At 58.9% G+C, this 14,330-nt stretch carries 14 protein-coding genes and 2 pseudogenes; 2 read left to right on the top strand and 14 right to left on the bottom strand.

Annotated elements, in window-relative coordinates; translation table 11 throughout:
- Window position 1: 1 nt before the first annotated feature.
- From C1N62_RS20585 to C1N62_RS20555, 7 genes and pseudogenes are all read right to left on the bottom strand, one after another.
- On the bottom strand, window positions 2–796 hold the full coding sequence (locus tag C1N62_RS20585; protein WP_137765593.1) for an amino acid ABC transporter ATP-binding protein: 795 nt from the start codon (window positions 794–796) through the stop codon (window positions 2–4).
- A 2-nt stretch (window positions 797–798) separates the two neighbouring features.
- Window positions 799–1,710 (bottom strand): amino acid ABC transporter permease, encoded by a 912-nt coding sequence (locus C1N62_RS20580; protein WP_137765592.1) that lies wholly within the window; start codon window positions 1,708–1,710, stop codon window positions 799–801.
- Complete coding sequence (locus C1N62_RS20575) at window positions 1,707–2,237, bottom strand: GNAT family N-acetyltransferase (protein WP_137765591.1); 531 nt, start codon at window positions 2,235–2,237, stop codon at window positions 1,707–1,709. Before C1N62_RS20575 ends, C1N62_RS20580 begins: the two co-directional genes overlap by 4 nt.
- A gap of 9 nt (window positions 2,238–2,246) precedes the next feature.
- Window positions 2,247–3,068: pseudogene (locus C1N62_RS23640) on the bottom strand (ABC transporter substrate-binding protein); the annotation flags it as partial.
- Between the two features lie 53 nt (window positions 3,069–3,121).
- Window positions 3,122–4,502, bottom strand: a pseudogene (locus C1N62_RS23635) (LLM class flavin-dependent oxidoreductase); the annotation flags it as partial.
- Window positions 4,503–4,611: 109 nt separating this feature from the next.
- Complete coding sequence (locus C1N62_RS20560; RefSeq protein WP_137765588.1) at window positions 4,612–5,751, bottom strand: amidohydrolase; 1,140 nt, start codon at window positions 5,749–5,751, stop codon at window positions 4,612–4,614.
- A gap of 33 nt (window positions 5,752–5,784) precedes the next feature.
- Window positions 5,785–6,792, bottom strand: a complete 1,008-nt coding sequence (locus tag C1N62_RS20555) for an MsnO8 family LLM class oxidoreductase (protein ID WP_137765587.1) — start codon at window positions 6,790–6,792, stop codon at window positions 5,785–5,787.
- 211 nt (window positions 6,793–7,003) lie between these two features.
- Here C1N62_RS20555 and C1N62_RS20550 point away from each other — a divergent pair, with 211 nt between their 5' ends.
- Entirely contained in the window at window positions 7,004–7,864 is an 861-nt protein-coding gene (locus C1N62_RS20550; RefSeq protein WP_137765586.1) for a pirin family protein, read from the top strand.
- A 29-nt stretch (window positions 7,865–7,893) separates the two neighbouring features.
- A complete protein-coding gene (locus tag C1N62_RS20545; RefSeq protein ID WP_137765585.1) occupies window positions 7,894–8,679 on the top strand; it encodes an AraC family transcriptional regulator in 786 nt (261 codons plus the stop codon).
- Here the strand turns inward: C1N62_RS20545 and C1N62_RS20540 are convergent.
- The 7 genes from C1N62_RS20540 to C1N62_RS20510 all read right to left on the bottom strand — a co-directional run bounded on the left by C1N62_RS20540 (window position 8,646) and on the right by C1N62_RS20510 (window position 14,330).
- Window positions 8,646–9,284, bottom strand: a complete 639-nt coding sequence (locus C1N62_RS20540; protein ID WP_137765584.1) for a LysE family translocator — start codon at window positions 9,282–9,284, stop codon at window positions 8,646–8,648. The two genes, C1N62_RS20545 and C1N62_RS20540, sit on opposite strands and share 34 nt — an antisense overlap.
- A 121-nt stretch (window positions 9,285–9,405) precedes the next feature.
- Window positions 9,406–9,684, bottom strand: a complete 279-nt coding sequence (locus C1N62_RS20535) for a PAAR domain-containing protein (RefSeq protein ID WP_137765583.1) — start codon at window positions 9,682–9,684, stop codon at window positions 9,406–9,408.
- Window positions 9,685–9,733: 49 nt separating this feature from the next.
- On the bottom strand, window positions 9,734–10,960 hold the full coding sequence (locus tag C1N62_RS20530) for a hypothetical protein (protein WP_137765582.1): 1,227 nt from the start codon (window positions 10,958–10,960) through the stop codon (window positions 9,734–9,736).
- Window positions 10,944–11,780, bottom strand: a complete 837-nt coding sequence (locus C1N62_RS20525; protein WP_137765581.1) for a DUF6708 domain-containing protein — start codon at window positions 11,778–11,780, stop codon at window positions 10,944–10,946. The genes C1N62_RS20530 and C1N62_RS20525 overlap by 17 nt, the downstream gene beginning before the upstream one ends.
- On the bottom strand, window positions 11,767–12,633 hold the full coding sequence (locus C1N62_RS20520) for a DUF6708 domain-containing protein (protein ID WP_240775829.1): 867 nt from the start codon (window positions 12,631–12,633) through the stop codon (window positions 11,767–11,769). Before C1N62_RS20520 ends, C1N62_RS20525 begins: the two co-directional genes overlap by 14 nt.
- A complete protein-coding gene (locus C1N62_RS20515; RefSeq protein WP_240775827.1) occupies window positions 12,620–13,477 on the bottom strand; it encodes a YrhC family protein in 858 nt (285 codons plus the stop codon). Before C1N62_RS20515 ends, C1N62_RS20520 begins: the two co-directional genes overlap by 14 nt.
- A complete protein-coding gene (locus tag C1N62_RS20510; protein WP_240775826.1) occupies window positions 13,464–14,330 on the bottom strand; it encodes a DUF6708 domain-containing protein in 867 nt (288 codons plus the stop codon). Before C1N62_RS20510 ends, C1N62_RS20515 begins: the two co-directional genes overlap by 14 nt.

Below are 14,330 nucleotides of genomic sequence, written 5' to 3'. Positions count from 1 at the left end.
CCTACAGCACTTTGGCCAGAAAACGGCGGGTGCGCGGATGCTGCGGCGCATTGATCACCTGCCGGGCGCTGCCCTGCTCGACGATCTTGCCATCCACCATAAACACGATCTGGTCAGCCACCTCACGCGCAAAGCCAATTTCGTGGGTCACCACCACCAGCGTGACGCCGGAGCGCGCCAGACGGCGGATCACATCCAGCACCTCGCCCACCAGCTCCGGGTCCAGCGCGGAGGTCGGCTCATCAAACAGCATCACGCGCGGGTTGAGCGCCAGCGCCCGCGCGATGGCGATGCGCTGCTGTTGGCCGCCAGAGAGTTGGCGCGGCCAGGCATCGGCCTTGTGCCGCAGCCCGACGCTCTCCAGCAATTCCTGTGCCCGCGCAATCGCCTCTGGCCGCGTCTGCTTTTTGTGGACGATGGGTGCCTCAATGATGTTCTCCAGCACCGTCAGGTGCGGGAACAGGTTGAAGTTCTGGAACACGTACCCCACCTCGGTGCGTTGGCGCAGGATGGCGCGCTCCTTCAGTTCATAGAGGCGGTTGCCGCGCCGCTGGTAGCCGATGTACTCGCCATCGATCTGGATAAAGCCCTCATCGACCCGCTCCAGATGGTTGATGGCGCGCAACAGCGTGGATTTGCCGGAGCCGGAGGGGCCGAGGATCACCGTCACCGAACCCGGCGGCAACTCCAGCGACACCCCATCCAGCGCCTTGTGGCGGCCAAAGTATTTGGTGACGTTGGTAATGGAGATGTGGCCGCGCGCGGGCTGCGCGTGGTAATCGATCGCTTCAGACATGGTTAGCTCCTTACCGGGCCAAGAGGGGCGCGGCCAAACCGCAGACGAAGTTTTTGCCACAGCGCCGGGCGGGCCTCGCGGCGGGAACTGCGCGCCAGCCAGCGTTCGCCATAGTACTGGAACAGCGACAGCACGCTGGTGATCACCAGATACCACACCGCGCCCACCATCAGCAGCGGGATCACCTGCTGGGTGCGGTTGTAGATCATCTGGATGGTGTAGAACAGCTCCGGCATCGCCAGCACATAGACAATCGAAGTGCCCTTCGCCAGGCTGATGATCTCATTGAAGGCGGTGGGAATGATGGTGCGCAGCGCCTGCGGCAGGATGATGCGGAAAGTGCGGTGGCGGCCGGGCAAACCGAGCGCTGCGGCGGCCTCAAACTGGCCGTGGTCAACGCCCAGAATGCCGCCACGGATAATCTCAGCGGTGTAGGCCGACTGCACCAGCGTCAAGCCAACCACGGCGGTCGGGAACTGGCCGAGCACATCAATGGTCGGGTAGTTGCCCAACGAGAACGAGGTAAAGGGAATGCCGAGCGACAGCGTGTCATAGAGGTAGGAGAAGTTGTAGAGCACGATCAGCACCACCACCAGCGGCAGTGAGCGGAACAGCCAGATGTAGGCCCAGGCCAGCCCGGAGAGCAGCCAGGAGGGCGAAAGGCGTGCCAGCGCCAGCCCGGTGCCGAGGATCAGGCTGAACAGCGAACCGAGCAGCGTCAGCAGCAGGGTTTGCTGGAGTCCCTCAAGGATAATCGGATCGAAGAACCAGCGGGCAAAGACGCTCCACTCCCAGCGCGGGTTGAAGGCCACGGACTGCACCACCGCGGCGGCGATGAACAGGGTAAAGGCCGCGCCCAGCAGGCGCAGCGGGTAGCGCGCGGGCACCACGCGCAAGGTTTCATGCTGCTTCATCCCGCCTCCCCGGCGTGCGCCGCCTGCGACGGGGCGATGCTCTCGCCCAACACTTTGGTGAACCGCAAGCGTCCGTCATGGGGCGGCTGGCTGTACTCCTCCGGGTCGCGGCTGAGGTCAAACTGCGGCTCATACCCCTGTGACAGGTAGAGGCGCACCGCCTCTGGCTGGCGGAAGCCGGTGGTAAGGTAGGTTTTGCGGTAGCCAGCCAGCAGGGCGCGGCGCTCCAGCTCCGCCACCACCTTGAACGCCAGCCCCTGACGGCGCAGGTCACGCCGCGTCCAGATGCGCTTTAGCTCGGCGGTGTCGGCATCCAAGGGCTTGTAGGCCCCCATCGCCACCAACTCGCCCGCCTGCTCCAGCACGATAAACAGCCCGTGCGGCGGCAAGTACCACTCGGTCAGTTCCTCTTCGGCGCTACGGGAGAAGAAGTCGCCGTAGCGCGCCTCATACTCGCCAAACAGGCCGGTGATAATTGGTTGCAGCGCCGCATCCTCCGGCGAGACATCACGGAATGTCATGGTCATATCTGCTCCTTAGTCACCCAGGCCGGGCGGGTTGATCTCAGACTTGTCGAGCCGCTCGACGCCTTCCCCCCAGCGATCCAGCACCTGGCTATAGGCACCGGCCTGAATCACGCCGTTCAGCGCGGTATTGACCGGCTCCACCAGACCGCTGTTCTTTTTCAGCGTCACGGCGATGTGCGCCGCTTTGGGCCAGCCGCCGTCGAAGGTGCCGACCAGCCGCGTCTTGCCGGTCAGCGCCGCTTTCCATGCGCCAATCACGTTCGGCCCAAAGTAGGCGTCCGCGCGGCCGGTTTGCAGCGCCAGCGTCTGGGCGGCGTCATCCTTGGTGTAGATCGGGGTGAAAGGCTTCAGCCCCTTCTTGCGGTTTTCAGCATCCCAGCCCAGCAAAATCGCCTCCTGATTGGTGCCGGAGCCGACGATGATCCGCAGGCCAGCGATATCCTCCGCCTTGTCCAGCTTTTGGATGGCGCTGGTGGACTTCACATAGAAGCCCAGCGAATCCTTGCGATAGGTGGCGAAGTCAAAGCGCTCCTTGCGATCCTTGGTCACGGTGATGTTGCTGATGGCGGCGTCATACTTGCCGGACGCCACGCCGAGCGGCCAATCCTCCCAGGAGGTGGGCACAATGTTCAGCTCCAACCCCAGGCTGTCGGCCACCAGCCGCGCAATATCTGCCTCGCTGCCGATCAGGGTCTTGTTGTCCTCGGCGAACAGCGCCAGCGGCGGCGAGTTGAGCGCGGCGATCGCCACGGTGAACTTGCCCGGTACGGCGAAGTGATAACCGGCAGGGATCTGCGCCACGGCGGCCGGGTTTTTCGGCACGTTGATCGGCACCTCATTGGCCTTGACGTCAATGCTGGGGACAGCGGCATAGGTGACGCCCGTAAACAGCAGCGCGGCGGTCAGGGCGGAGAGCAGGAAACGTTTCTGCATAGCGATTCACTCTTATTGTTATTGGGCGAATTGGTTGGTTGGCTGATCCAGACCAAAGTTGTCACGCAGGGTAGTGCCGGTATATTCGGTGCGGAACAGGCCGCGTGCCTGTAACAGCGGCACAACGCTCTCCACAAAGCGCGGGAAGGTGACGGGCGTACCGCCGTTGATGATAAAACCATCGGCCGCACCGCTCTCAAACCAGTGCTGGAGGCCATCTGCCACCTGTTCTGGCGTGCCGTGGAACAGCGGGCGCGGCGTGGCGGCTTCCAGCGCCGCCTGTCGCAGCGTCTGCCCCTTCTCACGCGCATTGCGTTTGATCTCATCCGTGGTGCTGCGGAAACTGTTCTGCCCAATCTCGCCCAGTTCCGGGAAGGGGGCATCCAGCGCGTATTGGCTAAAGTCGTGGTGGTCAAAGAAGCGGCCCAAATAGTTGAGGGCATCCTTGATGGAGACCAGTTGCGCCGTCTGCTGATACTGGCGCTCCACATCCTCGGCGCTGTCACCGACGATCACGCTCACGCCCTGGAAGATGTGCAGGTGCTCGGGGCGGCGGCCGTTCTCCACCAGTTGACGTTTCACATCCAAGTAGAAGGCGCGTGCCTCCTCGACGGTCGGGTGGTGGGTGAAGATGGCATCCGCATGGCGCGCCGCCAGCTTTTTGCCATCCTCAGAGGCACCGGCCTGAAATATCACTGGGCGGCCCTGCGGCGTGCGGCCAATGTTCAGCGGCCCCTGCACCTGGAAGAAGTCGCCGTGGTGGTCAAGGGTGTGCAACTTGCTGGCGTCAAAGAACTGGCCGCTGGCCTTGTCGCGCACGAAGGCGTCCTGCTCCCAGGAGTCCCATAGCCCCTTGACCACCGTCAGGTACTCGTCAGCGATGCGATAGCGCAGCGCATGGTCGGGGTGCTGCGGGCGCGAGAAGTTTTTCGCGGAGCCTTCCAGCGGGGAGGTCACCACGTTCCAGCCAGCCCGGCCAGCGCTGAGGTGATCGAGGCTGGCGAACTGGCGCGCCACGGTAAACGGCTCGCTGTAGCTGGTGGAGAGGGTGCCGACCAACCCCAGATGGCGCGTGACGCCGGAGAGCGCGGAGAGCAGGGTCAGCGGCTCAAAGCGGTTCAGGAAGTGGGGGATCGATTTCTCATTGATATACAGCCCATCGGCGACAAAAATAAAGTCGAGTTTTCCCTCTTCCGCTTTTTTCGCCACGCTTTTGACAAACTCAAGATTAATGCTGGCATCGGCAACGGCGTCCGGGTGGCGCCAGGCGGACATATTTCCTGAGGCACCATGTAATATGGTGCCAAGGCGGAGTTGGCGGGTCATGGTTATTTCCTTATTCAATTGACGGGGCGTTGAAATGACTATTCCCGAATGGACGCGGGATGTGAAATAACAAATCCCGCAATCTAAACATCAAAAAGGCAAATAACCGGAACGGTTATTGGGGCAGGGGAAGGCTATTCAGGGCGTGCTCAGCGAGCTGGGAAAAATAGCGCGCCGCCGGGGCAATCAACCGCTCGTCAGGGTTGAATCCGGGGTGGTGCAGCCCGTCGTGGCTGGCGCTGCCAATGCTGACAAAAGCACCCGGCACATGGTGCAGGTAGAGCGCAAAATCCTCCCCGCCCATCTGGGGCGGCGTCTCCACCAGTTGGTAGCCCACCTCCTGCGCCAACTGCTGGCTGAAGGTGGCCCAGTGTGGCGTATTGACCAGCGCTGGCGGGCCGGGCGACCAGAGCAATTCGGCTGCGCCACCCGAGGCAGTGGCAATGCCGTGGATCAGCTGGCGGATATTCTCCGCGATGCCCTCACGGATGGCGTTGTTGTGGGTACGCACCGTGCCCTCCAGCTCCACCTGCTGCGGCAGCACGTTCCAGGTGGTGCCGCCAGCGATGCGCGTCACGCTCACCACCACCGACTCCAGCGGGCTGTAGCGCCGGCTGGGCAGGGTCTGCAACGCGCCGACAATCTGGCTGGCGATGACGATGGCGTCCACCCCCTCCTGCGGCCGCGCCGCATGTGCGCCACGCCCATTGACGCGGATCACGAAGCGATCGACGTTGGCATAGAAGGCGCCGCCGCGCGTTGCCAGCGTGCCGGTAGGCAGTTCCGGCGCATTGTGCATGCCAAAAATAGCCTGTACCCCCGCCAGCACCCCGGCGTCAATCAACGCCTGCGCGCCGGTGAAACACTCCTCCGCCGGCTGGAACAGGATGCGCACCCGGCCGGGCAGCGAGGCCTCCCGCGCCTTCAACAGGGCGGCCGCGCCAAGCATGACGCTGGTGTGCACATCATGGCCACAGGCATGCATGACGCCACGGTGCTGCGAGGCAAACGGCACCGGGGCGATCTCCTCAATCGGCAGGGCATCAATATCCGCCCGCAGGGCAATGCATTTTTCGCCGTGGCCTATTTCCACTACCACGCCGGTTTTTAATGAATAGGGCAGGGGCGTTAATCCCAATCCTTTTAACCAACCGGTAATTCTTTCGGTGGTGGCAAACTCTTTATTTGAAAGTTCCGGGTATTGATGTAATTCACGCCGCCATGAAATAAGCTGCTGCTCTAATTGTTCGCTCATGCGTCTCCCTATTAAATAATTTCTCACGCCACGTTATGCGGGCACCTGCGTCGTGGCCGGTTGGTATTCAGCCAGCAGCGCCAATGAGGTCAGGCGCGCCACGCCCTCGCTGATCGGCGTATCAATAATGAACTCTTCAATGCCGTGGCGTTTTGCCAGGCTTGCCAGCTGGGCGTGCACCTGCGCGGCGGTGCCTTTGAGGGTGGCGCTCTGGCGTGGTTCGATCTGGTAGTCAGTCAACCCGGCCTGCCGCACATAGGCTTCCGCCTGCGCCTCGGTGCCGACGGTCACGCTCTGGCCATGCGGGTTGATCACGCGGAAGTGCTGGAGATCGGCGGCCAACAGCGTGGCCTCTGCGGGCGAGGCCGCGACAATCGCCTGTACCGCCACAATCGCCCGCTGGCCGCCGCTAAGCTGGTGGTAGGTCTCGAGCGCCAGCTCCAGATCGCGCTCGCTGCCATTCAGATGGGCAGCAAACACAAAGTGCCAGCCCAGCTCCGCCGCCAGCCGCGCGCTCCCTTCACTCGCCCCCAGCAGGAAGCGCTGGGCCGGACGTGAGGGCAGGGGCGTCGCCAGCAGCTCATCGCTTTCACCGGCGTTGCGCGCCTCCAGCCAGTGGTTAAGTTGCGCCAACTGCGCCGCGAAATCGCCCTTTTCAGCCGCGTTCACCCCCTGTTGCAGCGCCCGCGTGGAGAGTGGCAGCCCGCCGGGTGCCTTGCCAATGCCAAGATCGACCCGGCCGGGTGCCAGCGAGGCCAGCAGGTTGAAGTTCTCCGCCACTTTATACGGGCTGTAGTGCTGGAGCATCACGCCACCCGCGCCCACACGCAGGCTGTGGGTCTGCGCCAAAATCCAGGCGATCAGCACTTCTGGCGATGGGCCAGCCAGCGAGGGGCTATTGTGATGCTCCGCCACCCAAAAACGGTGAAATCCCCACGCCTCCGCCCGTTTGGCCAGATCCAGGGTGCGAGCCAGCGCCTGCTCGGCGCTCTCGTCCGTCGCCAGCGGGCTTTTGTCCAGCAGGCTGAGTCGGTATGCCATACGATGTGCCTTCCTTTTTGCAAGAGAGTGCCGCAATTATTGGAAGGCGGCGGTCAGGATGTAAAAGAAGAAATATCGCTTAACGCTTGCGGGGAACGGGATAGGGCTTGCACTTCATTTCAATTGCAACTATTCATCAGGGGGGTGGCTGGGTTATCCTTAGCGCACTAAGTGTGACAGTGTCACGCCACTTTTTATGACAGGTGAACCCATGAGCTTCAGAACCCTGAAACAGCAGCACCCGGCCCTGCGTGACGACATCGGTGATCTGGTGACCCGCCGCCCGCTGCCCAACGCCCAGCTTCCGCAGCTTGATCCGTTCTTGTTCCTCAACCACCACGGCCCGCAGGTCTACCCCGCCAATAACCAAGGGTTGCCGTTTGGCCCACACCCGCACCGTGGTTTTGAGACCGTGACCTTCATTCTGGAAGGCGAGCTGGCGCACCTCGACAGCGGCGGCCATGAGAGCGTGATTAATGAGGGCGGCATCCAGTGGATGACCGCTGGCTCCGGGCTGGTACATGCCGAGATCTCGCCGGCCTCCTTCAAACGCAGCGGCGGCCCGCTGGAGATCCTGCAACTGTGGGTGAACCTGCCGGCCCGGCTTAAGATGACGCAGCCCGCCTATACCGGCTTGCAACAGGCCGATATTCCAGCCATTGAAGCCGCAGAGGGCCTTGCCACCGTCAGCCTGATCTCTGGGGAGTTTGACGGTCAACAGGGGCCATATGTGTCACAGACCGGCATCACCATGATGACCGCCCAGTGCCGCGCTGGCGCGCAGCTTACCCTGCCTGCCCCGGCGGGCCACACGGTATTCCTGTATGTGGTGCGCGGTGATCTCTCCCTCAACGGGCAGGCGCTGAAGCCCCACCACCTGATTGAGCTGAACGATGAGGGTGACAGTGTCACGTTGGCGGCCAGCGGCGAGGCAGTGATCTTGTATGGCCATGCCCAACCGTTCAATGAGCCAGTAGTCTCCTACGGCCCCTTCGTGATGAACAGCCGCGAGGAGATCAATCAGGCGATTGTCGATTACCAAGCCGGTAAGTTTGGCGACGTCACGCTGTAAGCGCCATCAACCCCCAGACAGGAGCCGGGATGCAGACCACATGGTTGGCACGCCACGACGGGCTGGAAGCGTCTCATACCCTTTCGGATGCCGCAGGATTCCCAAGGCACACCCATGAGGAGTATGTGCTGAGCGCCAACCTCGCGGGCGTTGAGAAGATCTGGTTTGACGGCACCGCCCAGCGCGTCGAGGCCGGGCAGGTGACGATCTATAACCCGCTGACCGTGCAGGCCTCTGAGTTTGTAACGCCAGGCAGTGCCTTTTTCAGCCTGCATCTTGATGTTGGTTGGCTGCGCCGCCTCTGCCAGCAGAGCGAGCTTTCACTGCAAGGCGATATGCTGTTTCAGGAGGGAGCGTTCGATGACCCGGCGCTGTTTGCCGCCATCGCCGCCCTGTGTCAGGACAGCGAAGTCGGCGGGCAGGAGCGGCAACTGCTGCTGTTGGCGGCACTGTTGCCGCACCAGCACGCCTGTCGTCCCGGCGCGCGCCCGGCCCCGCTCCACGCCGTCATTCGCTTTATGCACGCCAACCTGACCGAGGCGCTGCGGCTGGAGGATCTGGCGGCGGTCGCTGACGTTTCACCCTTCCATCTGGTGCGCAGTTTCCGCCAGCAGACCCACATGACGCCGATGCGCTACCTGCAACAGTTACGGCTAATGGAGGCGCGCCGACGGCTACGGCGTGGCGAGGCCCCGGCCGCCGTGGCGCACGCGCTGGGGTTTTACGATCAGAGCCATCTCAGCAACGCCTTTAAACGGGTAATGGGCACCAGCCCGCAGCGTTACGCGCTGCCGCGCAGGATAAATTCGCTATAGCCGCTGTACATCACGTAGAAGGCGAAGTAGGCAAAGATCAGTGCTGACGCGACGTAGGAGAAGACCAGCATCCGTTTGCCGAGCAGTCTCCCGCCCTGATGCGACACCCCGCACAGCACCAGTGACCAGACCACCCCAGCAATGAAGAAGCCCGCGAGGAACAGGCCGGCATTCTCCATCCCCGCCTGCTGGCGAGCGATCAGGCTGCCGCCCACCGCCGCGAACCAGAGAATCGCCGTCGGGGAGGAGAGCGCCAGCAGCACCCCGCGGCCAAACAGCGCCAGCCGGCTGCCATCCACGGCGGCCGGCGTTGCCGGATTGGCGGTGGCGCGCAGCGCGGTCAACACCATCTTAAACGTAAGGAACAGCAGGATCGCCGAACCGCCGAGCCACAATGCCCAGCGCACCGGCGCGAACGCCAGCAGGGCAGCCATCCCGGCCATTGCCAGTACCGCATAGATCAGATCGCCGACGCAGGTGCCCAGCCCCAGCATCATGCCCTTGCCAAACCCGCGCTGCATCGCCAGCGCCATCATCGCAATATTCGCCAGCCCAATATCCAGACAGAGCGAAAGACTAAGCAAAAATCCATTATAAAAAGGCACAACACTCCCCTTATGGCGGTTATCAGACGACGCCATCTCACCACAGCATAAGAGCAAGGTATTGGAAAAAATTGCACCGGACAAAAAAAGCCCCCGGAACGGGGGCGTGTTGACTAGCCGGTCACACCTCATAGGTGTCTTCAGTGATGGAGGCAATCAACCCGGCCTGACAGGGGCAGGTGCTGCGGCTATGGAGCGTACCCGCATAGCCCCGCCCCTCCAGCTCATCGTCAGGGATGGCACCCGCAATCCGGTATAACCCGGCATGGACGCCGCAGGTGACGGCATCTCCTTCACGTGCTACCGGCCGGTCATATAGCGTATATAACGGGTCTCCTTCGGTGATGATGCCGCCGCAGGTGGTTCTGTCACCCTGTATTAAATAGTGGCCTTGCGCCATAACGATCTCCTTGCTGACTGTTAAATGAGCACTCCCAAAGGGGGTAGCGCTACGCACTTTCTGGGGCGACCGGGGAGAGATGGGTGATCCACACACTCTCCTGCATCGGCACTCCGCTGATCACCAACTGCATGGCGGATGTGCTGGCCGCCGCCTGTGACGCAGTCGCCAGCGCCAACCAGGGAGCCGCCGCGCCAGCATCGCCGCACAGGTCATCCAACGGATAACGCCCATTATCTGCGCGGATGCCGCCCAGCGGCGATTGGCCGCAGCGCGCCATCACGGCAGATTGCGATTGCCTGTTTAATGCAGCCAGCCAGAGATGGCCCAACTCCTCGCCATGGCGCAGTGGCACCCAATAGGCTGACTGTTCAATGCCCTGCGCCAGAGTGGGCAGCGTGGTCTGCTCTGGACGGTGGAGTAACGCGATGGGCTTCAGCACCTCTTGCGTCAGGCGGTTGCCCAGCAGCAGTGCTACAGCGGCCTCCGCGCTCCCTTTTACCGTTTCCGGCGCGACCTGTATGGCGACCACCAGCAGCAGGCTCTTCTTCTCTATATGCCGATCCAACCACTCATCGATAACCGCCATGCCTGTACCCGGCAGGCGCGCCAATGGCTGTTGGATCCCTTGCTGTTGCCAGGCGGAGCGCCACATCTCCCACAGGTGCTCGGCAGGCAGTGTGCAGGAGGACTCAAATAGGATCGCCACCTCCTGATTGGCTGGAACTTGCGCAAGCTGGCCGGCCAAAGAGGCGGCCAATGTGGTAAAGGCAAGGTCAACCGTATTAAGGGGCGTGTGCAATGGCAGGGTCTTATCACCGATACGGCTGTGCGCAAAGGTGTGGATACCATCGCGGCTTAGGCGTGGCGTTAATATCCTTTCGCTTTTGAGTGTGGATTCCAGCGGTGGTAAATAACGGCCATCACTCAACGTGGCATGGCCGGTAATAAACTGGGCTGACAGAACTTGCAAGGCACGCCGACCTTGCCGGGTTTTTTCTAGAATCATCTCCTGCCGCTCCCGGTTCCAGAGGGATATAGAGCAAGAGTACAAGGAAAAATAAAGAAGACGGAGCAGCAGTGCCATCAGCCAGATAGATATGGGTAAAATCAGCGGCGTAAGCGAACGAGAATACTCTTCTGTTGTGGATTTAATCGCCCCAAAAAATAACATGCTGCTGACTACCATTATTCCCAATGCGGTGATCCAACGCCATGCGTTAGGGGGTTTTGGCCATGAGCGCAGCTCTAAAACATTATTAAAATTCACTGGCATGGTATTTACTCCCTGTTTTGTCCTGAGGTGCGGTACGTGACTCATGGTCAATGTCTGCTGGCCAGCGTACGGTTTCGCGCAGCTTCCAGGTGCGCGGCTGGGTTTTATACAGCGGCCGGGTGGGCACCGGGCGGTGTGCCATGTAGTGGCAGCAGTGGCTCCACAGACCGCGCTGCACCTTGGGGTGGCCGATAGAATCGCTGAGCATAAAGCGGTCAATCACCTGACGGGTGCCCGGCTGGCAGACCGCGCACCAGAGCTGATAGCCTTGGTTATAACGCCCGGACTGGTAGCTCAGTTCACCGTGGATATCAGCCCAATCAAAAACCTTGATGGTGGTCGGCCAGCGCACCCAAGGGTTCCAACTGCGGGTATGCTGATAGACATACACTTTCTGGCGTGCGCGATTAAAGCGGATAGGAAGGGAGCGTGGGACATATAGAGCTATCTTAATACTTAAGAACATTAAGGAAAATATCACAAATGACAATAGTAAATATAAAATAAAAATTGAAGGATGTTCAAATAGATCATGAATAATCCCTGGTATAAGTAGTAGGCTTAAATAACATATTAATGGGATCGGAGTTACAATAAGTAGCAATATGCTCAATCCCCACATGATATTGTCATGCAATGGCAACTCCATCCACACATTATTTATTTCAGTAATATAAGTCAGGCGAGGCGCAGTGTGTTGCGCCTCCACGCTTTTGGGTAAATCCTCTTCCCAGTTTTTTAACGCTGGGGATAGGGTGGCCTCTCTGGAGAAATAATTCTCCACTGCGGCGTTCAGGGTCTCTTTATCAGCGTGTTTCATCGCGTGCTCCTGACGTTTCTGCCACCTCATCCTGAGGTGCAGTACGTGACTCGTGGTCAATGTCTGATGGCCAGCGTACGGTTTCACGCAGCTTCCAGGTGCGCGGCTGGGTTTTATACAGCGGCCGGGTGGGTACCGGGCGGTGTGCCATGTAGTGGCAGCAGTGGCTCCACAGACCGCGCTGCACCTTGGGGTGGCCAATGGAATCGCTGAGCATAAAGCGGTCAATCACCTGCCGGGTACCGGGCTGACAGACCGCGCACCAGAGCTGATAACCTTGGTTATAGCGTCCGGATTGGTAGCTCAGTTCACCGTGGATATCAGCCCAATCAAAAACCTTGATGGTGGTCGGCCAGCGCACCCAAGGGTTCCAACTGCGGGTATGCTGATAGACATACACTTTCTGCCGTGCGCGATTAAAGCGAATGGGAAGAGGGCGGGGAACGGTCAGCATTAACTTTATGTTCATAAAGGCTAAAGTAAAAATGAAGAATAATGAAAATAAATAGAAAATAAGAAATAAAAAATTATTAAAGAAGGACTCATATAGAAAGCCAGGCATAAAAATAAATAAACAGCAAAATGGAAATGCTAATGTAATAGCAATTGTAGCCAACCAACCGCCTCCCCAGAAAATGTCTTCATAATATGGCACCTCCATCCACACATTATTTATTTCATTAATATAAGTCAGGCGAGGCGCAGTATGCTGCGTCTCAACGCTTTTTGGTAAATCCTCTTCCCAATTTTTTAATGGAGGAGTTAGGGTGGACTCTCTGGAGAAATAGCTCTCCAATGCAGCATTCAGCGTCTCTTTATCCAGATGCGTTAAGTTTTTATCAGCGTGTTTCATCGCGTGCTCCTGACGTTGCTGCCATCTCATCCTGCGGGGCGGTACGTGACTCATGGTCAATGTCTGCCGGCCAGCGCACGGTTTCGCGCAGTTTCCAGGTACGCGGCTGGGTTTTATACAGTGGCCGGATGGGCACCGGGCGGTGCGCCATGTAGTGGCAGCAGTGGCTCCACAGCCCGCGCTGTACCTTGGGGTGGCCGATGGCGTCGCTGAGCATAAAGCGGTCAATCACCTGACGGGTGCCGGGCTGGCAGACCGCGCACCAGAGCTGATAGCCCTGATCATAGCGTCCGGACTGGTAGCTCAGTTCACCATGGATGTCAGCCCAGTTATAAACTTTGATGGTTGTTGGCCAGCGCACCCAGGGGTTCCAACGGCGGGTATGCTGATAGACATACACTTTCTGCAGGGCGCGATTAAAGCGAATGGGGAGGGGGCGGGGGGTATACGCAATTAATTTCAAATCAAATAATGAAGCTGTCAAGCAAATAAAAGACCCTATAAACATAATAAATGGAATTGAATAACTAGGGATGCCTGAAATAATTATATCTAACCCAATGGCTAAGAACAAAAATACACCGATTGTAGTTAAGATGAATGTAAAGGGGGCAGCGCACCATAAAATATCTTCATGGAGTGGCACCTCCATCCACACATTATTTATTTCATTAATATAAGTCAGGCGAGGCGCAGTATGCTGCGTCTCAACGCTTTTTGGTAAATCCTCTTCCCAATTTTTTAATGGAGGAGTTAGGGTGGACTCTCTGGAGAAATAGCTCTCCAATGCAGCATTCAGCGTCTCTTTATCCAGATGCGTTAAGTTTTTATCAGCGTGTTTCATCGCGTGCTCCTGACGTTTCTGGCAAATCATCCTGAGGGGCGGTGCGTGACTCGAGGTCAATGTCTGCTGGCCAGCGCACGGTTTCGCGCAGTTTCCAGGTGCGCGGCTGGGTTTTATACAGTGGCCGGGTCGGCACCGGGCGGTGCGCCATGTAGTGGCAGCAGTGGCTCCACAGCCCGCGCTGTACCTTGGGGTGGCCGATGGAGTCGCTGAGCATAAAGCGGTCAATCACCTGACGGGTGCCGGGCTGGCAGACCGCGCACCAGAGTTGGTAGCCTTGGTTATAGCGCCCGGACTGGTAACTCAGCTCACCGTGGATGTCAGCCCAATCAAAAACCTTGATGGTGGTCGGCCAGCGCACCCAGGGGTTCCAACTGCGGGTATGCTGATAGACATACACTTTTTGCCGTGTGCGATTAAAGCGGATGGGGAGAGGACGGGGAATGTATAACGCCATTTTTGCGGTTAAAATAAAAGCGGAAAAAATAAAAAACATCATTATTATATAAAAAATAAAAAACCCTAAATTATCTAAAAGAATTTCAATAAAAAAACCTGGTAGAAAAATAAAGCTTATAGAGCATAAGAAAAACATTCCACTCATAACGAAAGATAACCAACCCCCTCCCCACATAACATCCTCATGCTTTGGCACCTCCATCCATACATTATTTATTTCATTAATATAAGTCAGGCGAGGCGCAGTGTGTTGTGCCTTAACGCTTTTGGGTAGATCCTCTTCCCAGTTTTTCAACGCTGGGGATAGGGTGGACTCTCTGGAGAAATAGCTCTCCACTGCGGCATTCAGCGTCTCTTTATCCAGATGCGTTAAGTTTTTATCCGTCTGTTTCAT

The organism is Nissabacter sp. SGAir0207 (genome assembly GCF_005491205.1).
Taxonomy (GTDB): Bacteria; Pseudomonadota; Gammaproteobacteria; order Enterobacterales; family Enterobacteriaceae; genus Chimaeribacter.
The sequence above is the reverse complement of the archived record's forward strand: the minus strand, read 5'-3'. Positions and strand labels throughout refer to the sequence as shown.